The sequence below is a fragment of the Leisingera sp. ABM4_103 genome (genome assembly GCF_056158685.1).
Window position 1 is genome coordinate 2,028,415 of sequence record NZ_JBSWTU010000005.1, and the last position, 18,991, is coordinate 2,047,405.

The following is an 18,991-nucleotide window of genomic DNA, read 5'->3' on the forward strand; positions in this document are numbered from 1 at the left end:
CAGGCCCGCACGGCCCTACGGCTCAAAGAAAAAGGCGCCCTGGGGGCGCCTTTATTATCATGGCTGTCTGAGCCTGCTTACAGGTGATCCTGCTGCGGCATCCCCAGCACGTGGAAACCGCCATCGACCCGGATGATCTCGCCGGAGGTGCAGGCGCCTGCGTCCGACGCCAGGTAGACTGCGGTGCCGCCCACGGCCTCCAGCGTCGCGTTGTCGCGCAGCGGCGCGTTCTGAGCCGTGTGCTTGAAGGTCTTGCGCGCGCCGCCGATGGCCGCCCCGGCAAGGGTTTTCATCGGCCCGGGCGAGATCGCGTTCACCCGGATGCCCTCCGGGCCCAGATCGTTGGCCAGATAGCGGGTCGCCGATTCCAGCGCCGCCTTGGCCACGCCCATCACGTTGTAGTTCGGCACCACCCGGTTCGACCCCTGATAGGTCAGGGTCAAGAGGGTGCCGCCGTTGTCCTTCATCAGCGGGTAGGCGCGGCGCGCCACCTCGATGAAGGAATAGGCGGAAATATCCATAGAGTTCTTGAAGTTGGCGCGGGTGGTGTTCAGGAACCGCCCGGTCAGCTCCGACTTGTCGGAATAGGCAATCGCGTGGACCACAAAGTCGATCGTGGGCCAGCGCGCTGCCAGTTGCTCGAACGCGGTGTCCAGCGAGGCATCGTCGGTCACATCCACGTCGACCATGAAATCCGAGCCGACGCTCTGGGCCAGCGGCTCCAGCCGCTTGCCAAAGGCTTCGCCCTGATAGGTAAAGGCCAGCTCGGCCCCGGCGTCCGCCATGGCCTTGGCGATGCCCCAGGCGATGGAGCGGTCGTTGGCCACGCCCATGATAAGGCCGCGCTTGCCGGTCAGAAGTCCCGTCATCGCCATTTATCCCTTGTACTTGCTCAGAACCATCGAGCCGTTGGTGCCGCCAAAGCCGAAGCTGTTGGTCATCACCGAGTTGAGCCCGGCGTTTTCCACCAGATCAGTGGCAATCTCACCTGGCAGGATGCCTTCGGCGAGGGTGTCGACGTTGATCGACGGGGTGATGAAATCGTTGTCCAGCATGAGGAGGCAGAAGATCGCCTCCAGCGCGCCGGCAGCGCCCTGGGCGTGGCCGGTCATCGACTTGGTCGAGGAGATCGGCGGCACGCTGCCCTCGCCGAACACCCGGCGGGCGGCTTCAACCTCGCCGACATCGCCAACCGGGGTCGAGGTGCCATGCGCGTTGATGTAGCCGACCTTGCGGCCTTCGGGCAGGGTGGCCAGCGCCAGCCGCATCGCCCGCTCGCCGCCTTCACCGGACGGCGCCACCATGTCGTGGCCGTCGGAGGTTGCGGCAAAGCCGGTCACCTCGGCATAGATTTTTGCGCCGCGGGCCTTGGCGTGCTCCAGCTCTTCCAGCACCACGATGCCGCCGCCGCCGGAGATCACGAAACCGTCGCGGTCCTGGTCGAAGGCGCGGGAGGCTTTCTCCGGCTCGTCGTTCTTTTTGGAGGACATCGCGCCCATGGCGTCGAACAGGCAGCTGAGGGTCCAGTCCAGCTCTTCGCCGCCGCCGGCAAACATCACGTCCTGCTTGCCCATCATGATCTGTTCGGCGGCATTGCCGATGCAGTGCAGCGAAGTGGAGCAGGCCGAGGTGATCGAGTAGTTGATGCCTTTGATCTTGAACGCGGTCGCCAGGTTGGCCGAGATCGTCGAGGACATGCATTTCGGCACTGCAAACGGGCCAATGCGTTTGGTGGCGCCGGTTTTCAGCACCGTTTGATGCGCCGTCAGCATGGCCGAAGTCGACGGGCCGCCGGAACCGGCCACCAGGCCGGTACGCTCGTTCACCACGTGATCTTCAGACAATCCGGCATCGGCAATGGCCTGGCTCATGGCGATATGGGCATAGGCCGCACCCGGACCCATGAAGCGCAGGGTGCGCTTGTCCACGTGCTCAGCCACATCGATTTTCAGGGTGCCGGCCACCTGGCTGCGGAAACCGTGCTCGGCCATTTCCGGGCTGGCGACGATGCCGGATTTACCGGCTTTCAGCGAGGCGGTGACTTCTTCGGCATTGTTCCCGATGGAGGAGACAATCCCCAGACCGGTGACGACGACGCGGCGCATGTGCGTACTCCTGTTTCTGTGACTTTTGTCTTGCCGGAAAGCGTATCAGCTTTCGGACAGGGCCACTTTCATATCCTTGACCTGATAGATCACGTCCCCGTCAGCCTCGACGATGCCGTCGGCGACGCCCATGGTCAGGCGGCGGGTCTGCACCGCCTTGGTGAAGTTGACGCGGTAGGTCAGCATCTTGCGGTCCGGGCGCACCATGCCGGTGAGCTTCACCTCACCCACACCCAGCGCATAGCCGCGGCCCTTCCAGCCGCGCCAGCCCAGGTTGAAGCCGGTCAGCTGCCACAGGCCGTCCAGGCCCAGGCAGCCGGGCATGATCGGGTTGCCCGGGAAATGGCAGTCAAAGAACCACAGGTCCGGGGTGATGTCGAATTCTGCAATCACATGGCCCTTGCCATGCTCGCCGCCGTCACCGGAGATCTCGGTGATACGGTCCATCATCAGCATCGGCGGCGCCGGCAGCTGGGCGTTGCCCGGCCCAAACAGCTCGCCCCGCGCGCATTTCAGCAAATCGTCCTTGTCAAAGCTGCTGGGGTAATCGGCCATTCGGGCGCATCTCCTGCCTGGGGTTCGGGTCTATATATCTGGCGCTCTGTAGCATCGGGCCAAAGGGTCCTGCAAGGGGACCCCGCGTCACTTCCTGCGTTGAATGTGCCACAGGCGCACCGGAAAGGGGAGTTCAGCTGCGAATGAATTTCATTTGAAAAACCTTGGGTGTTGCTCCTATATATACGGTCAGCAACGCGATGCAGGACCTGCTCATGACGCCAAACAGCGAAGAAGTGGCCACACGCTGGCTGACAGAGGCCGGGCTGAGACCCACCCGGCAGCGGGTGGCGCTCGCCGAATTGCTGGTGGGCGACGGCAAGCACCGCCACATCACCGCCGAAAGCCTGTTCGAGTCGGCCAAGAAAAAAGGGGCCGCAGTGTCGCTGGCCACCGTCTACAACACCCTGCGCGCGTTTTGCGATGCGGGGGTGCTGCAGGAAATCCCGCTCGACGGCTCCAAGAGTTATTTCGACACCAACACCCACGACCACCCCCACTTCTTCTGGGAGGACGAGGGCAGGGTCAGCGACGCGCCCTCGCAGGATCTGGTGATTCACAAGCTGCCGGAAGCGCCCGAGGGGATGGAAATCGCCTCAGTCGATGTGGTGATCCGCCTGCGCAAGGTCTGACCGGCGGGCGCTCAGCGTCTCTCGGAGAATTTGATGCGCTTTGAATGCCGGGGACGCCTCCGGCATTTCTGTTTGGGCTGCCAGAATCACCGGCTCCTGCGCCTCCGTGTCGGTGACCGGCACCGCGCATAAGGCTTTGCCGTCATAGCTGATCCCGCCAGGCGGCTGGCTGTAGCTGATGCCCACCCCCTCGCCATTGGCCGCCAGACTGCGAAGCAGCTCCAAGGAACCCGCCCTGTGTGCAATCCGCGGCACCAGCCCCTGTGTCTTGAACAGACCCAGCATGTGCTGCACCGACAGCCCTTCCTGCGACAGTACCAGCGGGTGCTGCGCCAGTTCTGCCAGGGTTACGCCGGCTCGGTCCGCCAGCGGGTGCCCGGGCTGCACCAGCGCATGAGGGATTATTCTGTCCAGCTCCGCGCGGCTGAACGCCGCATCCAGGCCCAGATCATAGGTGATGGCGAGATCCGCCTCGCCATTGCTGAGCGCGGAAATCAGCGGCTCGAATCCGCAGGCGCGATGGCGGATATCCACGCCCGGCAAAGCCAGGCGCAGTGCTTGCAGAGCAGGAGCCAGCAGAAAAGGGGCCAGGTCGGAGAAACAAATCAGCGCCAGTTTCTGCGCGGCACCGGCTTCTTTCGGGTTTTCCAGCCGCGCCGCCTGATCCAGCAGCGCTTGCGCTTGTTCGGCAAACCGCCGCCCCTGCGGCGTCAGCGCCAGCGCCGTGCCGCGTCTGCGCAGGAACAGCGCGTGGCCCAGATGCTCCTCAATCCGGCTGAGCGCGGCGGAGAGCGCCGGCTGGCTCACATGCACGGCGTCCGCCGCTGCCGACAGGCTGCCGTGGCGGGCCACGGCGCAGACATATTCGTAGTGGCGCAATGTAAGATATAACATGAAGTGATGGGTAGCTTAGAAAGATGCGAATTGAAACTATATATCTGCCGCGGCAGGAATGGCGCATCGGATTTGCATCATTCAGCAGCGGAGGCAGCAATGGTCCACCCCCTTATTACCCCAGAACACGTCGAGCAGTACCAGCGCGACGGCGTGGTCCTGATCCGTGGTCTGTTCGCGGACCAGGTGGAGCTGCTGCGCGCTGGCGTCGCGGCCAATATGGAGAACCCCGGCCCTTATGCGTCGAACAACGAAAAGGCTGGCCAGACCGGCCGTTTCTTTGACGACTATTGCAACTGGACGCGCATTCCCGAATTCCAGCAGGCGATCAAAGACTCTCCGGTCGCCGAAGTCGCCGCCGACCTGATGCGATCCCAGTCGGTACAGATGTTCCATGACCATGTGCTGGTCAAGGAACCGGGCACCTCGATGGCGACCCCCTGGCACCAGGACGGCCCCTATTACTTCGTCGAGGGCGAGCAGACCATCAGCTTCTGGTCGCCGCTGGACGAGGTGAAAGAGGCCACCCTGCGCTGCGTGGCCGGCTCGCACAAATGGGAGAAGGAGGTGCTGCCGACCCGCTGGGTGTCGGAGGAGGATTTCTTCCCGGACGAGGGCCAGTACATGCCGGTCCCGGACCCGGATGCCGAAGGCATGACCGTGCTGGAGTACCCGATGCAGCCGGGCGATGCGGTGGCCTTCAACTACAAGACGCTGCATGGCGCCCGAGGCAATACCTCCGACTCGCGCCGCCGCGCCTTTTCGCTGCGGCTGGTGGGCGATGATGCCCGCTATGTCGAACGCCCCGGCCGCACCTCGCCGCCGTTCCCGGGCCATGATATGCAGCCGGGCCAGCGCCTGCGCGAGGATTGGTTCCCCATCCTGCTGCAGCGGTAAAAGGGAGGGGGCTTTGCCCCCTCGGCCTTGCGGCCTTCACCCCCAGAGTATTTTGGGAAAGATGAAAGCCGCAGGGGCTATTTCTTGAGGTCGCGCCGTATGCCCATGTTCTCGGCGTTGGAGAAAGAGCAGGTCTTGCAGATACCGAACTGCTTGAGGAAGCCGCGCTTGCGGGCGCGGGCCGCCTCGTCGGAGCGGTAGGCGGCCAGGAAGCCGTCCCGCTCCACATTGGGCAGCTGGATCACCTGATCGTAGTCGATGCAGCACAGCCCCAGATCGCCGTTCCAGAACACCACCGACTGGAACAGCGGCACCGTGCACAGCGCGTGGCTGGTGTGGCGCGGGTGGCGGCGCAGTTCCTTTTGGCGCGGCAGGAAATGGGCGAACTCGCGCTTCTGGTCGGCCGAGGTGTAGGAGCCGATCGAGAAGGTCTTGAACCGCACCCGGTCAAAGCCCGCCTCGCGCGCCCAGGCCTCCATCTCATCCATCTGCGGTTCGGAATAACTGGTCAGCAGAGTCTGCAGCACCGTGACCGGGGTCTTCATGCCCAGGTCTTTCTTGATCCTGAGGAATTCCTCGATGCTCGCCTTGACGTTATCGAAGTCGGAATTGACGCGGTAGACCTCCTGCGCCTCCTTTGAGAACCCGTCCATGCACAGGTTCACACGTGCCAGGCCCGAACGGATCAGCCGCTCGCTCATGTCCGGCGTCAGGCGGGTGGCGTTGGTCGACAGATAGGTGTCGTGGCCGTTTTCATGGGCATAGGCGATGAAATCCGGCAGATCCTTGTGCAGCGTCGGTTCTCCGGAGAAGCTGAAGTAGATCGCGGGCTTTTCCGGCTGGTCCTTGAAGTCGTCGATGATCTTGCGGAACACATGGGGCTTCATCATGCCGCGCTTGCGGCTCATCGCAAAGGTGACGGGGCAGACCGGGCAGCGCAGGTTGCAGCTGTTGGTGGCGTCGATGATGATGATCTTTGGCGGTCGGCGGAAAAAGGACAGCGGCAGCAGCCGGGCCATCAGATGCAGCGCCCGCTCATGCAGCCCGGGCGGCTTTGCGGGAAGGTCTGGCTGCGCGGTCGCCGGACTGAGGTCCGGCGCGGGGGCTTGATCTTTCATGCGAGGATCTCCGCAGGGGGCTGACGAACTCTACCTTAAAGGTCCGTGGGTGGCAGGCAACCATTTGTCGCGTCACGGTTTGTGAGCTTTACGTGAGCCTGCGGAGCGGGAATTCAAGTGCGTCGGCGGTTGCCGGCGCCAGATCCGCAAAACCGCTCTGCAGGAGCATCCTGCCGCAGCAGCGAATACCCGGGCCGGGCTTTGTCAACCGGTCCTCTGTAACGGCGGGTGTTGCTTCCGTCACGGTAGCTCAAAAATACTACGCAAATGCTTTGGGCCTGACCTGCGAACACTTCGCCGTTGGCATCTGCAGAACCTGCGTCATTCGCCGCGTGCAGGTTCGTTCGGATCGTTGGAGAACAATGCGATTTTATTGCCTTGAGGGTCGCGAAGGTAGCCGACATAAAACTGCCGGCTGTACGTGTCACGGAAACCCGGCTGCCCCTCGTCAAAGCCGCCAGCGGCAAGCGCTGCGGTGTGAAGCTCGCGCACCTGCTTTTGACTGCCCGCCTTAAATGCGATCATAACACCGTTCCCGGACGATGCGGGACGTCTGTCAATGAGCGTTCAAAACTGACCCGGTTTCAGCGTTTGAATTTGACCCACCCCTTGTGGCGCAAAGGCCCCAGGCGGGCCGCCCTCATATAGCGAGTCCGACTGGGGGCTTTGCTTGCGCGACGTTTATGTTTTTCTGCGTCGCTTGCTCTGTGCGAACCGGTATGACGTGTTGCCTGTCTCGATGATTGCGCAGTGATGGGTTACGCGATCCAGAAGCGCGGTTGTCATCTTGGCGTCACCGAAGACCGAGACCCATTCGCCGAACTCCAGGTTCGTCGTGATGATGACACTGGTCTTCTCATAGAGCTTGCTGATCAGATGGAACAGCAACGCGCCGCCGGACTTGGGGAACGGGATGTAGCCCAGCTCGTCGATGATGACGCAGTCCAGGGCCGAGAGCTGCCGGATGATCTTCCCGGCATTGCCCTCGGCCTGTTCCTTGATCAGGGCGTTGATCAGGTCGACGGCGTTGAAGAAGCGCGCCTTCTTGCCGTTGCTGATCAGGGTGGTTCCAAGCGCGATGGCGATGTGGGTTTTGCCGGTGCCGGTTCCGCCCACCAGGATGAGATTATGTGCCTCTTCTGTGAATTGGCCTGAGCAGAACGGCTCGATTTGGGGCTGGGTGACGGCGGCCGCGCTGTAATCGAAGGTGGCGAAGTCCTTGTGGTGGGGGAACTTCGCAATCCTCATTTGATACTGGATGGAGCGCACCCGCCGCTCTACAGTCTCAGCGTCGATCAGTTGCTTTATCGCTGTGGTCAGACTTGGTGGCTTGCGCGCGGACAGCAAATCATGGGCGCAAGCTGCCATCCCGTGCAGCCTCAGGGCGGTCAGTTGGTCGATGAGGGCGTTCATGCGGCAGCCTCCTCAGCCGAGCACAGCGTCTCATAGCGCTTGCAATCGGCCTCGGGCCGCAAGGTCAGCTGCGGATAGGTATAGGCGTCGCTGAGCGGCGTGATGACCGGCTCCACCAACTGGTTAATCAGGTTGATGATGGCGGGCAGGCGCAGGGTGTTTTGTTCCACCGCCAGTTCGCAAGCCGTCTCGACCACCTCGACCCCGTGATCCTGGGCCAGCAGAAGCAGATCGACGAACTCCCGATCCCCGCCTTTGCCGGCCATGTAGTGCTCCCTGATCTGATGCATGGCCTCAGGCAGTTGCCAGTCCACAAAGGGGGCGCCGTCGCGCAGGGCGCCGGGCTTGCGATCCAGCAGCGGCACGTAGTGCCAAGGTTCAAAATAGCTGACATTGCGGGTGAAGCGACGCTTGTGCTCGGCGATGACATCCTGGCCCGACACCAGCACGATCCGGCCTGCATAGGCGCGCAGCGACACATGTTGCCCCGCGAACCGGGACGGCACGCTGTAGCGATTGCTGGCATATTGAACCAGGCAGGTGGAGCGAACACGAACGGTCTTTTCCACGTATCCGTCAAATGCTCGCCCCAGAGGGCGCAGTTCGGCGCGTTCGTCTTCGAACAGCTCTGCAATCGTGCGATCCGATTGCTCGGGATGGGGCCGGTTTGCCAGCTCTTCACAGCGCAGGCGCAGCCAATCGTTCAGCGCATCGAGATCATCAAAGGCAGGTTTGGGCACAAACAACCGGCCGCGCAAAAACTGGACCTGGTTCTCGACCTGTCCCTTCTCCCAGCCCGCAGCCGGGGTGCAGGCCACCGGCTCCATAACGTAATGGTTCATCAAGGCAAGGAACCGGGGATGGAATATCCGGTCCTTGGAGCGGGAGACATAGGTCACCATGGTCTTGGGGTTGTCGATGATCACCCGGCGTGGAACCCCGCCATAGAAAGACAGCGCCTGCGCAAAGGCATCCAGCACCATCTCCTGGGCTTCGCCGGGATAGGCGACGACAAAGGGCTTGCGGCTGTGGCACAGGCGGAAATGGGCAACCTTCACCTTCTGCTCGATACCGCCCAGGACAACCCGTTCTTCGCTCCAGTCAAATTGCAGCGCATCGCCTGCCGCAAAATGCAGCGGGATAAAGGCCTCGCCCGAACCGGCACCGGCCCGCCTCAGATCGCGGACAAATCGCTGAACTGGCGAATAGGAACCGGTGTAGCCTTCCACCACGAGCTGCTCATAGAGCTTCTGGGCCGTCCGCCGCTCCCGGCGTGGTCGCTTCTGGTCCTGATCGAACAGCTCCTGAAGCCGAAGATCAAACCCGTTGCACAGTTTGTGCCGAACCGGCGGGGCCTGGCGCTGGTAGCTCGGCGGGCTCTCATCCTTCAGATACTTCTTGATCGTGTTCCGCGATAATCCCGTCGCCCGCGCAACAGACCGGATGCTGCGTCCCTCAACCAATACCCATCGTCGGATCTTCGACACGCTTTCCATCAGTAACACCTGCTCTTTCCTCCGCACTTTTTGTGCGGATGTTAACGAAAACAGGTGGGTCAATTTTACTCGCTCATAACCCACCCAAGTGGGTCAATTTTGCACGCCGATTCACAGTCCGGAGGACGTCAAACGGTTCCCGAGCCGGTAGCAACCGCCTGGATCCACATAGCAGAATCTGCTCAGGTTAAGTCGCTAATCTGAATGCTTCGGTATGCGCACGCATGGCGACAGCATGTTTGGGCGGATTGCGGACCTTCGCTACGATTGCAGTGCTGCTGCGTACCAGGCGGCAAAACGGCCGACCACGGCTGCCAGCTCAAATTTCTTTCCGCCCATAAACACAATGGTGAGCTCAGCCACCGATTTGTGCAACCAGGCCCTTCAACGGCTATTTCATGTTTGATGGCGTTTTCAACATACCTGGAACTCGAAAAACAACGAGATGCCGTACGAGCTCACTGCCCTCCGGAACATAGGAATTTGTCCAAATGCACTCTTCCAAACTCGGGGGAGGTCCTGGTCGATCGACCAATTCGAGGATGCCGAGCAGTCCGAGCTTAGGCCCTGTTGCCTGATAAGCGACGGCCTGTGCACGATACTTGCGAGCGACGGCATCATCAACTACCCCCTCGTGTTTTTTGAGTTCGATTACGAACTGCACCTCGCCGAAATCAACATAGAGATCTGACCGCCCAATCGCTACGCCTGGTACTTCGGGAAGAATGCTGACGGCTGGCATTGTCGCTCGCAGCCAAACCCTAAGATCGCGTTGCAGATCGTTCTCAACCGCGTCAGCTCTCCTTAAATACGCCCCATGGTCACCAATTTGTGCGAAATCAGCATTCTGGCGGTCCTCGCAAAAAATCACGATCTTCTGAACTAGTTCATCGAACGCTAAACGCTCGGCTCCCTGATAGTCTGCTGCATCAGACAAGTCTTTAGATATCGCCTGGCAAATTTTCTGAACAAATGGCCGTTTCTTTCCTTGTCCTCCGCTCACTTTGTCCGCCAGCGCATTCTCCAACGCTCGGGCCATTTCTCTAGGTACCTGCCTCAGATAGCTGCTGTCTTGGAGGACAGCGCTGAGCGCAGGAAATGCGACGTCCTCCTCGTCTAGTCGCGCCGAGAAACTCTCCTCAGTCTGCTTTGCGATCCTATCTTGCAATGCCTGTGCAACCGGACGCTCAACCGGCGTCCACTCTTCGTCTTCCAGGAAATCGTGAAGGTGCGCGGCAAGCCCCTTCCTACGTATGAACGCTGCCTCTATCCGTGGAGAAAAAAGCACATGAAGGGCACCTCCAATGATAACCGTCTGCTCCGCGTCGTATATGGCGAGGACCTGTTCCAGTATTTTGCCCGCATAGCGCCAGCTTTCGCGATTGATATCGTCATTGACAGATCTGAGTAGACGGAGCAACGACCACCACTCGACTTCACGATCCATTCGGGGTTTGAGCCAGTTAGGTGCCTGGCCTAACCCCAATTGGTCGTGCCGTTCAGCCAATAGACGCCCGAGCTTTTCGATCCGCTCTGAAAGCCCCTCATCTACGCCAGTGGAGAAGGAAAGGACGATATCGATCACAGCGAGCTGCACTTCGGCATCGAGTCGGCTCGCATCTCGGCGTAGGATACTCTTGAAAAGGGCTCGCGCTTCGCGCATCCCCGCTTCAATCTTAGCCATTTCGGCGGCGTTAAGTGCATTGGCGAAAGCGATCATCGCAAGTTCGAACGATGCCTCGTCTGCCGCTTCGTCGTTTGCCTGAAGTCGAACTAAGATGTCCCGAAGTTCGGTGTCCCCCCACTGATGATAGGCTACGCCGACTATTCGCGCGGCATGCTGCGCGAATAGGCCATCGTCGTCACTCTTCAATCCGTCAAACAGGAGTAAAGTCCGCAGTTTTGTTCGTCGATCCTCCAGTCCTAGGCGGAACAGAGCTTCGAGAGCATATGCTGCAGTCAGTGCATCATTCCCAGACTGCCGCCCTTCGGCCCGGAAGACCAAGGCCTCTATGAGCTTTGGGCACGCCACCGCCCTCAGTTCTGGGTTAGCCAAGAACGCATTCGCAGCGTCTCGAAAGACTGTTGGACTGTTGGCCTTGAGGAAACCATCCGCGACAAGTTCAAGCAGTACGGACTGCTCCTGCACCGACCCACCTCGGAGACTTTCCACAAATACGTCCAGAAATGGACTGGCGATGATAGCGTCCCGATCCTGGAGAATCGCGTCGATCCCCCCTAGTTCGACGATTGAAGGGATCGTGCCATTCGCAACGCTCGCCTCAAGTGCAGCGCTCACGCTCATCCCGGCCGCCATAGCCGGGCCTTACCAGACATAGTTTTCGCCTCGGGCGATGCGGCATCGCCCCTTTCCTAACACTCCGACGATTTCGTCCACGTTGGTACCGGCTACGATAACTTGCAACCCGTCCATCTCCTCCGCGATCTTTCTCAGCTCAGCGAGAAGCGCTTCGAGATTCACCTTGGCCACCTCTTCCTTACCGGGAGAGTCAATAATCAAAAGTCCCGGATGTCGGCCGATACCCAGCTGTGGCCCAACCCGCAAGAGCGCGATTACGGTTGCCAAGCGGAGCCTCAATCGCTCGCCAGGTGTCACTTTTGAGAAACTCGTAGCTGCTCCACCCTTTTTGATCGACATAGACGCGTTGCTACTCAGGCTCACCAATTCTAGTGCCTCTATGCCCAACTGTTGTCCAAGCGGTAGGATTTCGTCGTCAAGGGCCTTTAGAATATCCACCCGCCCCTTATTATAGGCTTTCTCCGTTTCCTTCACTGCAATCGAAATTAAGTCCTCGTCCGGGTCCACCTCGACCTTTGCTGGCGAAGTGCTGCGTTCTTTCAGAGCCCCTTCCAATCGTGCCAATTCAAGTTCAGCGTTTCGCTTCGCGGCAAAGTCCGCCCCCTTTGACATTTCATTCAATTCTGATTGCGCTTCGGAAAGTTTGGCAGAAGCAGCGTTGGCCGCCGCTGTAGCTGCTTTGCTATCAGCTGTGGCGCGTTCTGTAGCAGCTTTCGATGCGGCGGCCCTCGCTTCTGCGGCTTCCAGGGTCTCGCTCACATCTTCGAAACGGTCTTTCGGGATAGTTTCCGCGCAAAGCGAGCACGCCAGATCAGATGCTTCGGCCTTGACCCGAGCTGCGGCAACCTTGGTCTCGCACCGTGGGCAGCATTCGGGGTTCAAGCCATTGAAGAACTCCGTAGCGACAATCGTCTCTCGAAGGTTTCGAACTGAACGTTCATCCTGCAGTGCAGCCTCTCGCACTTGGCTGGCTTCAGCTTGTGCTTTGGAGGCCTGAGCTTGCAACTCGGCGAGCTTTCGCGTTGCCAAGGCGACCGCTTTTCCTGCCTGCGTTAACTCTTCTGCAGTGGTAGCCTCGGTAGGCAACTCTGCGATGTGTTTGCGCTTAGCTTCGATCTCGGCTTCTAAGCGCTTGATTGCGGCTTCAGTATCGGCCTTAGAGCTCTGTATCGCCCGATCCCTTTTTTTGCGCTTCTGTTCAAGCTCCTTTTTCGCCGTCGTGGCGAAGATCTTGGTACTCGCCCAGGGGAAACCGACATACATCTGCAGCATGCGTGCTGGGAGACCGCCCATCTGAGTATCCGCTAGAAGGAAATTATGTTCGCCCCCGAGATAGAACACGTTCGATTGTGCGAGCCACCCGTGCTCAACGACACCCTTTTCACTTTCATCTCCCTGCATTGCGGGCAGAACTTCTAGTTCGAGCGCACTCATCATGAACCGGGCCATCACGAGAGCGAACCCCTCGTCGGAGGTAAAGCTCTCTAGCGGGTGGTACGTGTTGTCCGGAGCACGGCGCTCGAGACGGCCGTTTGGATCACCGTTGACCAGATCGAAAGCAATCCTATACCGCTCATCGTCCACAGAGAATTCCAACGTTACATGCGAGAGCCAACTACGTACATCATCCTGGAGATTCTTCGTCGCACCGCGCAGGCACCACAAGACGACTTCCAAGACGGTAGATTTCCCGCGAAGGTTGACTTCGCTGGTCACGGCCCAGACTCCAGAACCTAACCCAGCCCACTCGAAGTCGATCGTACCCGTTGTCTTGCCTTTCTTCTCGCCTGCGAATGCAATTCGTTCGATCACGAAGGATCGAGCTGGGCGTGCCGCGCGATCAGGCGCGATCCCCCAGCGGCGAAGTCTATTGCTTGCTTGTTCTGGAGACAGGTTCGCTTTGTTTGCAATCGTCTCAAGCCAGTTTTGGCTCATGCCGGCCCCCGCTTTCAAGATTTTTTATCCGATCGAGCACGCGGTCCGATATCGATCTAATGGGCTGCGATAAATCGGTTTCGGCGTATTCTTTCTGAAGGTACTGGCGATCCTTGAGTGCCGTGCCGCCTTGTCCACCCGCAACATCGGCAACCAGTTGGGCGCGATCCCTGTACCATGCCAATTCCGGCGCTGCATTTGCGAGCGTCTCCATCGCTTCTAACCCCCGTTGGGTAAGGAGATATAGGTGACGTTGGATGTGGCCGGGCTGGCCAATTCTTTTAACTCGGATAAGGTCCGCGGCTCGAAGAATTGCCAAAGCATTGTCTAGTGGCTCAAATGCTCCGAAATGGTAACGGATCATAGGCAAATGGCGAAGATCCGGCTCACGGTCGTCGAAGATACGTTTTGCTGTATCAAAGAGTTCTTCGGCGCCGTCGTTTTCGTAGGCATTTAACAACTCATTCGCCAGATAATCGGGATACCGCATCCAGAAGTCTAGAGCTTGTAACCGTGCTTGCCCGTCCAGGATCGCAACGATGTCTTCGTTCCACTTGCCGGGTTCCGGATCTCTGCCGCCAGCGGCGATGCAGGCCAAGAGCCGTACGGCGCTTTGTCGATCAGATGACTTTTCCATTTTCTGGTTGGCTGCTGCAAGTGCACTTAGGATTCGGCCAGGAAAAGATGACAACTAGGCAATGGCTTACTCCTGAAGTGTCTTAATAATTTTGCCTAACTGTTCGCCTTTAAGGAGTAATTGTCAACGATTGAACTCAATGCAGCTGCGGCGAATGGCAGGAACGGCGGGCCGTGATGCGGCATACCAACGCGGGGCCAATGTCCGGAAGGCACCGAGAGTGTCAGGCAGCGGGAGGCCGGAGGGACCATGCGGTTCGTCTGCTTCAGCAGTTTCGCCATGGCATCGAGAGATGACGGTCAATTTGCCAGTTGCTTACAGACAAAGTCGGCGCGTGTTACAATATCGGCGCGCAGCAGCTCCGTGATCTCGTATCCGAGTTCAGTGTAGGTCTCGCGCATGACGGCGCAGGTCGCTTCGGCCTCGGCGCGGGTCTGCTTGCGCTCGGCGTCCTGCGTGAAGATCTCGTCCCAGAACGGTGCCAGGAAGACCCGTGCGTTGTAGCGGACTGCCTTGGCTGCTGCGGCGACGTGGGGCGGCACGGGGAGGCCGCAGAGCTTAAGGTAGCCCATGATGTCGGGAAAGCCGCGGCGGGCGAGCTCAGTGATCAGGCTGGTCTTGCCCGCACCGGGGCCGCCCGTCACGACGAAGAAGTGGTCGCTCATGGGCCATTTTCGGGTTTGACAGGGGGAAGGGGCTGCGAAGCAATCAACACGTCGAAAGGCGCGGATCAAAGCAACATGAATTTTCGTAGGGGAAACAGCACCCGTCCGCGTGGCAGAGGCAACTTCTCTGACGAAAAAGGCAGAGCTATCTGGTGCTTTTCAGCCTTGTTCCGCAGATATGCGGCTCGCGAGATGGCAGTGCTGCCGGTTGCACATGTGAGCGCAGCACTTAATCGGCGTATCGTTTTCGGAGATTTTTTGAAGATTTGGTGGAGCCTAGGGGAGTCGAACCCCTGACCTCTTGCATGCCATGCAAGCGCTCTCCCAACTGAGCTAAGGCCCCAAACCTGTCCGCTTTTCGGTGTCCGTTCCGTCGCCGGTGCGGCCCGTCTTGCGGTGTGAGCGTCGTTTACGGGACGGCGGCGCGGGCTGCAAGCGGAAAATGCGCCGGGGTCCAAATTTTTTCCGGGCCAGGCCGGAGCGCGGTCCGGGGAAGGCCATGCGCTTCCCCGAACAGCTTGAATGGCCTCAGGAATTGTCCTCAGGCGACGACATGTCGGCGATGTCGTCCAGCGAGACGTTGTCGTCATCGTCGTCATCATCCAGGACATCATCGCCCAGATCGACATCGACGTCGTCGTCATCATCCAGGACCACGTCATCCGCGTCCATGTTCTCTTTGGCCTTCAGGGTGGCCGCGTCTTCGGCATCCGCCTCGATCATCCGGGTCTTGCCGGTGTCCAGCTCGACAACCTCGCCGGTATAGGGGCTGACGATCGGGTTCTTGTTCAGGTCATAAAAGCGCTTTCCAGTGGTAGGGCAGACGCGCTTTACACCCCATTCTTCCTTGGGCATGTGGATCCCCTTGATTTACTGGTGAGTCGTATCGACAATTCCGGTGCCTTGCCATATGAGGGGGGCACTGTCAAAGCCTTTGCCTGGAAGGGGGCGCGCATGGCCGACTATCATCTGCCCGGAGATCCGCCGGTGCCGCTGACCTTGCGCCGGTCAGCCCGGGCGCGGCGGATCAGCCTGCGGATCTCCTCGCTCGATGGGCGGGTGACGCTGACCCTGCCCAAAAGCCTGCCGGAGGACACCGCGCTGGCCTTTGCCGAGGAAAAGGCGGACTGGATCCGCGGCCATTTGCAAAAGCACCCCGAAGCAGTGCAGGCGGGGTTTGGAACAGTGCTGCCGGTTGACGGCCAGAACCGCGTGGTAGAGCGCGCCCAGGGGCGGCGGATCCAGCTGGAGGCGGGCCGGATCGCGGTGCCGGGGAACAACCCGGCACGGCCGCTGCAACGCTACCTGAAGGAGCTGGCACGCGACCGGCTGGCCGAGGCGTCAGACTACTATGCCGACCGGCTCGGCAAGGGCTACAGCCGCCTGACCTTGCGCGACACCCGCTCACGCTGGGGCTCCTGCACCGCGGACGGCGGGCTGATGTATTCCTGGCGGCTGATCCTGGCGCCGCCTGCGGTGCTGCGCTATGTGGCTGCCCACGAGGTCGCGCATCTGCAGGAAATGAACCACTCGCAGGCCTTCTGGGACACGGTGGAACGTATCCACGGCCGCTGGCAGGCCCCCCGCGCCTGGCTGCGGGAAAACGGCGCCAGCCTGCACCGCTACCGGTTCGACGAATAAACTCAGTGCTTTGCGGGCCGGGCTGCGCGGGCTAAGCTCGCGTCACGTTTCCGTTTCCAGTTGCCCCGGTTCCAGAGGCCAGCCCGTGCCAGACAAACCGCAAAGACGCCTTGCTGCCATCTTCGTGCTGGATGTCTCCGGATTCAGCCGCCTGATGGCCGAGGACGAAGCCGGCACGCTCAATCAGGTCCTGGCGCAGCAGCAAAGCCTCATCGCACCCGCGATCCGCAACCACGAGGGCCGCATCGTCAAGCTTATGGGCGACGGGGTGCTCGCCATCTTTCCCAGCGTGATTTCAGCGGTTCAGGCCGCGGCAGAGGTTCAGGCAGGTGCCGCCCGCAACCGGCATCTGCAGCTTCGGATCGGCATCACCCTGGGTGAGGTGATGATTGCCCGGGGCGATGTCTACGGTGACGACGTGAATATCGCCGCTAGGCTGGAAGCGCTGGCGCCGTTGGGCGGTGTGGCGCTGTCGGCTGCTGCCTACGGGCAGGTGCAGGGCCGTATCCCCTATGCGTTCGAGGATCTGGGCCTGCATGAGGTCAAGAACATTCCCGAACCGGTGCATGTCTATGTTCTGGGCCAGGAACTGACCTCGCTGCCCAGCCTGCGCCGCAGCCCTCCGCCGCCCAAGCCTGAACGGGCCAAACCGCGCCAGGGCCTGCGGCCTGCGGTGCTGCTTCTGGCCGGGGTGCTTGGGGCCGCAGCCGCCGCGGCGGGCCTTTGGGGCTGGCAACAGACGGCCCGGCAGAACAGCGTTGCCACGGCGGCACCGGGCAAGCCGGCCGCGGCCTCGTTCGAGGGCCGCCCGGTCATCGCCGTGCTGCCCTTCACCTCCGAAAATCTGCAGCCCGCTTTTGCCCAAATGCTGTCGGAGGAGGTGATCCGCAGCCTGGCACCGGCCGAAGGGATACGCATCATCGCCCCCGCCAGCGCCCGCGCAGCCGAGGGCCTGCTGCCCGCCGAAGCAGCCGCGCTGCTGGAGGCGGATTTTGTGGTCACGGGTCATCTGCCGGGGCCGCTGCAGGACGGGGTGTCTCTGGAAATTCTACAGGCTGGCGCCGGGGCAGAGCCTCTCAGCATCCTTCCGCCCCAGCCTCAGCCGGCGGTCTCCGCCCTCGCACCGGAGCTGGCGGCCAGCATCGTCCGCTATTTCGGCAAACCGCTGCCTGATTTCGAACGTTCTGAGATCGGCGGCGCTGCTGTTCAGAAGTTGTTCACCGCGCGTCTCTTGATGCAGCAGGGCGACAGCAGCGGCGCGAAGCAGTCCTTGCAGCGGGCACTGCAAATGGTACCGGACTGGCCGGAGGCACAGGCGCTTGCCGCTATGTGGCATCTGGATCCTCTGACCGGCCCGGTGGCCCGCCTGCCGCAGCGCGCCGCTGAGGCTGGGCGGATGACCGCGGGTCTGCCGCCGCAGGCCGAGGTGCTGGGCCTGCGGGCGCTGGCGGCGCAGTTTGCCGGTCAATCCGCTGAAGCGCTGCAGCACGCTGAAACCCTGGCCGAAGACTTTCCCAATGATGCCTCGGGCCAGCTGACCCGCGCCTGGCTGCTGCATCTGGCGGGGCAGGGCGGTGCGGCGCAAAAGGTCCTGGACCAGGTGCGACGCCTCAACCCGGTGCCGCAGCCGGCCGTTCTGACGGTGCAGTCCGCCATCCGCCTCGCCGCCGGGCAGGAGGCTGAGGCTGCCGCCGCCGCCGCCGAGGCCCTGGCGCTGGAACCCGGGGCCCAGCATGCACTGGTTCTGCACTGCGCCAGCCTTGCCGCCCTCGGCAGCTTTGAGGAGGCGGCAGCGGCCTGCGGCAAACTCTCAGGCGCGCCGCTGACGGTGGATCAGGCAGCGGCCGGCTTTCCGTATTCCGCTCAGGCGCCGCTGCGGCGGCTGCGCACCGGCCTCAGCCTGGCCGGGCTGTCCGGCCGCCCTTGACCGGTTCCGCGGCTGGCCGCCGCCGGTACGCGTGCGGATCTGCCCGCTTGACCGGGGCGTGTTTTGTGATCACATGAGCGCATGAACCTGACCGCCCGCTCTTCCCAGGACGCCGCCACAGCCTCCGCCCCGGCCCATGACCGCGTCTACCGCGCCTTGCGCACCCGCATCATGCATGGCGAGATCACGCCCGGCGCCGCACTCACCCTTCGCGGTATCGGCCGCGAGTTTAACGTCTCGATGACCCCCGCGCGCGAAGCGGTGCGGCGGCTGGCCGCCGAAGGCGCGCTGTTCCTGTCCTCCTCGGGCCGGGTGTCGACGCCGGAGCTGTCCAATGAACGGATCGAGGAATTGGCCGCCCTGCGCGCGCTTCTGGAGGTGGAACTGGCCAGCCGCGCCCTGCCGCGGGCCCATATCGCCCTGATCGACCGTCTGCAGATGATCAACACGACGGTGGCCGAGATGGTCTCCAAACGCGATGCAGTCGGCTACATCCGCACCAATCTGGAGTTTCACCGAACCCTCTACCTGCGCGCCCAGGCGCCGGCGATGCTGGCAATGGCTGAAACCGTCTGGCTGCAGCTCGGCCCCACCATGCGGGCGCTTTACGGCCGCCTGCGCCGCACCGACCCGCCGCAAAACCACCGCCTGATCATCGCCGCGCTCAAGGCGGGGGATGAGCCGGGCCTGCGGCTGGCAGTGCGTTCCGATGTCACTCAGGGGCTGCGGCTGCTGGCGGGTTAGGGGGGGGCAGGT

Annotated in this window: 17 protein-coding genes, 1 tRNA gene and 1 pseudogene; 5 read left to right on the forward strand and 14 right to left on the reverse strand. The window is 61.5% G+C overall.

Features of this window, described 5'->3' with window-relative positions:
* Positions 1-77: 77 nt before the first annotated feature.
* The 3 genes from ACXAED_RS11465 to fabA are packed head-to-tail and all read right to left on the reverse strand — an operon-like array spanning position 78 to position 2,660.
* Positions 78-869, reverse strand: a complete 792-nt coding sequence (locus tag ACXAED_RS11465) for an enoyl-ACP reductase FabI (protein ID WP_475049785.1) — start codon at positions 867-869, stop codon at positions 78-80.
* A gap of 6 nt (positions 870-875) precedes the next feature.
* Positions 876-2,105 carry a beta-ketoacyl-ACP synthase I gene (gene fabB, locus ACXAED_RS11470; RefSeq protein WP_475049787.1) on the reverse strand — a complete coding sequence of 410 codons (1,230 nt, stop codon included), beginning with the start codon at positions 2,103-2,105 and terminating at the stop codon, positions 876-878.
* A gap of 45 nt (positions 2,106-2,150) precedes the next feature.
* The gene (gene fabA, locus ACXAED_RS11475) at positions 2,151-2,660 is read right to left on the reverse strand and encodes a bifunctional 3-hydroxydecanoyl-ACP dehydratase/trans-2-decenoyl-ACP isomerase (protein ID WP_027235306.1); all 510 of its coding nucleotides are present in this window, start codon (positions 2,658-2,660) and stop codon (positions 2,151-2,153) included.
* A gap of 215 nt (positions 2,661-2,875) precedes the next feature.
* Between fabA and irrA the strand changes: the two genes are divergently transcribed.
* Positions 2,876-3,292, forward strand: a complete 417-nt coding sequence (gene irrA, locus ACXAED_RS11480; protein WP_027235305.1) for an iron response transcriptional regulator IrrA — start codon at positions 2,876-2,878, stop codon at positions 3,290-3,292.
* Here the strand turns inward: irrA and ACXAED_RS11485 are convergent.
* Positions 3,257-4,186 carry a LysR family transcriptional regulator gene (locus ACXAED_RS11485; RefSeq protein ID WP_475049789.1) on the reverse strand — a complete coding sequence of 310 codons (930 nt, stop codon included), beginning with the start codon at positions 4,184-4,186 and terminating at the stop codon, positions 3,257-3,259. The genes irrA and ACXAED_RS11485 overlap by 36 nt on opposite strands.
* A gap of 99 nt (positions 4,187-4,285) precedes the next feature.
* Here ACXAED_RS11485 and ACXAED_RS11490 point away from each other — a divergent pair, with 99 nt between their 5' ends.
* Positions 4,286-5,083 (forward strand): phytanoyl-CoA dioxygenase family protein, encoded by a 798-nt coding sequence (locus ACXAED_RS11490; RefSeq protein ID WP_475049791.1) that lies wholly within the window; start codon positions 4,286-4,288, stop codon positions 5,081-5,083.
* A gap of 77 nt (positions 5,084-5,160) precedes the next feature.
* On the opposite strand, the gene ACXAED_RS11495 is transcribed toward ACXAED_RS11490, so the two are convergent.
* The 10 genes and pseudogenes from ACXAED_RS11495 to ACXAED_RS11540 form a co-directional block, all read right to left on the reverse strand.
* Positions 5,161-6,201: a radical SAM/SPASM domain-containing protein gene (locus tag ACXAED_RS11495; RefSeq protein ID WP_475049792.1), complete on the reverse strand. Its 1,041-nt coding sequence runs from the start codon at positions 6,199-6,201 to the stop codon at positions 5,161-5,163.
* A 321-nt stretch (positions 6,202-6,522) separates the two neighbouring features.
* Positions 6,523-6,759: pseudogene (locus ACXAED_RS11500) on the reverse strand (VOC family protein); the annotation flags it as partial.
* Between the two features lie 123 nt (positions 6,760-6,882).
* Complete coding sequence (istB, locus tag ACXAED_RS11505; protein WP_027234437.1) at positions 6,883-7,614, reverse strand: IS21-like element helper ATPase IstB; 732 nt, start codon at positions 7,612-7,614, stop codon at positions 6,883-6,885.
* Positions 7,611-9,110 carry an IS21 family transposase gene (gene istA, locus ACXAED_RS11510; RefSeq protein ID WP_475046390.1) on the reverse strand — a complete coding sequence of 500 codons (1,500 nt, stop codon included), beginning with the start codon at positions 9,108-9,110 and terminating at the stop codon, positions 7,611-7,613. The genes istB and istA overlap by 4 nt, the downstream gene beginning before the upstream one ends.
* A 391-nt stretch (positions 9,111-9,501) precedes the next feature.
* Positions 9,502-11,415 (reverse strand): hypothetical protein, encoded by a 1,914-nt coding sequence (locus ACXAED_RS11515; protein WP_475049794.1) that lies wholly within the window; start codon positions 11,413-11,415, stop codon positions 9,502-9,504.
* A gap of 21 nt (positions 11,416-11,436) precedes the next feature.
* Positions 11,437-13,365, reverse strand: a complete 1,929-nt coding sequence (locus tag ACXAED_RS11520) for a hypothetical protein (RefSeq protein ID WP_475049795.1) — start codon at positions 13,363-13,365, stop codon at positions 11,437-11,439.
* Positions 13,346-14,002 (reverse strand): hypothetical protein, encoded by a 657-nt coding sequence (locus ACXAED_RS11525; RefSeq protein ID WP_475049796.1) that lies wholly within the window; start codon positions 14,000-14,002, stop codon positions 13,346-13,348. Before ACXAED_RS11525 ends, ACXAED_RS11520 begins: the two co-directional genes overlap by 20 nt.
* Positions 14,003-14,301: 299 nt before the next feature.
* Positions 14,302-14,667 carry an AAA family ATPase gene (locus ACXAED_RS11530; RefSeq protein ID WP_475049797.1) on the reverse strand — a complete coding sequence of 122 codons (366 nt, stop codon included), beginning with the start codon at positions 14,665-14,667 and terminating at the stop codon, positions 14,302-14,304.
* A gap of 267 nt (positions 14,668-14,934) precedes the next feature.
* Positions 14,935-15,010 (reverse strand) — tRNA-Ala (locus ACXAED_RS11535).
* Positions 15,011-15,195: 185 nt separating this feature from the next.
* Complete coding sequence (locus tag ACXAED_RS11540) at positions 15,196-15,522, reverse strand: TIGR02300 family protein (RefSeq protein WP_475049798.1); 327 nt, start codon at positions 15,520-15,522, stop codon at positions 15,196-15,198.
* Between the two features lie 99 nt (positions 15,523-15,621).
* On the opposite strand from ACXAED_RS11540, the gene ACXAED_RS11545 reads away from it, so the two are divergent.
* The 3 genes from ACXAED_RS11545 (at position 15,622) to ACXAED_RS11555 (ending at position 18,979) form a co-directional block, all read left to right on the forward strand.
* Positions 15,622-16,308 carry a M48 family metallopeptidase gene (locus tag ACXAED_RS11545; RefSeq protein ID WP_475049799.1) on the forward strand — a complete coding sequence of 229 codons (687 nt, stop codon included), beginning with the start codon at positions 15,622-15,624 and terminating at the stop codon, positions 16,306-16,308.
* An 85-nt stretch (positions 16,309-16,393) separates the two neighbouring features.
* The gene (locus tag ACXAED_RS11550) at positions 16,394-18,235 is read left to right on the forward strand and encodes an adenylate/guanylate cyclase domain-containing protein (RefSeq protein ID WP_475049801.1); all 1,842 of its coding nucleotides are present in this window, start codon (positions 16,394-16,396) and stop codon (positions 18,233-18,235) included.
* Between the two features lie 81 nt (positions 18,236-18,316).
* The gene (locus tag ACXAED_RS11555) at positions 18,317-18,979 is read left to right on the forward strand and encodes a GntR family transcriptional regulator (RefSeq protein ID WP_475049802.1); all 663 of its coding nucleotides are present in this window, start codon (positions 18,317-18,319) and stop codon (positions 18,977-18,979) included.
* The last annotated feature ends 12 nt before the right edge of the window (positions 18,980-18,991 follow it).

Excerpts from the sequence above, each read along its gene's own strand:
- ACXAED_RS11465 (WP_475049785.1), bottom strand. The coding sequence starts at position 869 with ATGACGGGACTTCTGACCGGCAAGCGCGGCCTTATCATGGGCGTGGCC.
- fabB (WP_475049787.1), bottom strand. The coding sequence starts at position 2,105 with ATGCGCCGCGTCGTCGTCACCGGTCTGGGGATTGTCTCCTCCATCGGG.
- fabA (WP_027235306.1), bottom strand. The coding sequence starts at position 2,660 with ATGGCCGATTACCCCAGCAGCTTTGACAAGGACGATTTGCTGAAATGC.
- irrA (WP_027235305.1), top strand. The coding sequence starts at position 2,876 with ATGACGCCAAACAGCGAAGAAGTGGCCACACGCTGGCTGACAGAGGCC.
- ACXAED_RS11485 (WP_475049789.1), bottom strand. The coding sequence starts at position 4,186 with ATGTTATATCTTACATTGCGCCACTACGAATATGTCTGCGCCGTGGCC.
- ACXAED_RS11490 (WP_475049791.1), top strand. The coding sequence starts at position 4,286 with ATGGTCCACCCCCTTATTACCCCAGAACACGTCGAGCAGTACCAGCGC.
- ACXAED_RS11495 (WP_475049792.1), bottom strand. The coding sequence starts at position 6,201 with ATGAAAGATCAAGCCCCCGCGCCGGACCTCAGTCCGGCGACCGCGCAG.
- istB (WP_027234437.1), bottom strand. The coding sequence starts at position 7,614 with ATGAACGCCCTCATCGACCAACTGACCGCCCTGAGGCTGCACGGGATG.
- istA (WP_475046390.1), bottom strand. The coding sequence starts at position 9,110 with ATGGAAAGCGTGTCGAAGATCCGACGATGGGTATTGGTTGAGGGACGC.
- ACXAED_RS11515 (WP_475049794.1), bottom strand. The coding sequence starts at position 11,415 with ATGAGCGTGAGCGCTGCACTTGAGGCGAGCGTTGCGAATGGCACGATC.
- ACXAED_RS11520 (WP_475049795.1), bottom strand. The coding sequence starts at position 13,365 with ATGAGCCAAAACTGGCTTGAGACGATTGCAAACAAAGCGAACCTGTCT.
- ACXAED_RS11525 (WP_475049796.1), bottom strand. The coding sequence starts at position 14,002 with ATGGAAAAGTCATCTGATCGACAAAGCGCCGTACGGCTCTTGGCCTGC.
- ACXAED_RS11530 (WP_475049797.1), bottom strand. The coding sequence starts at position 14,667 with ATGAGCGACCACTTCTTCGTCGTGACGGGCGGCCCCGGTGCGGGCAAG.
- ACXAED_RS11540 (WP_475049798.1), bottom strand. The coding sequence starts at position 15,522 with ATGCCCAAGGAAGAATGGGGTGTAAAGCGCGTCTGCCCTACCACTGGA.
- ACXAED_RS11545 (WP_475049799.1), top strand. The coding sequence starts at position 15,622 with ATGGCCGACTATCATCTGCCCGGAGATCCGCCGGTGCCGCTGACCTTG.
- ACXAED_RS11555 (WP_475049802.1), top strand. The coding sequence starts at position 18,317 with ATGAACCTGACCGCCCGCTCTTCCCAGGACGCCGCCACAGCCTCCGCC.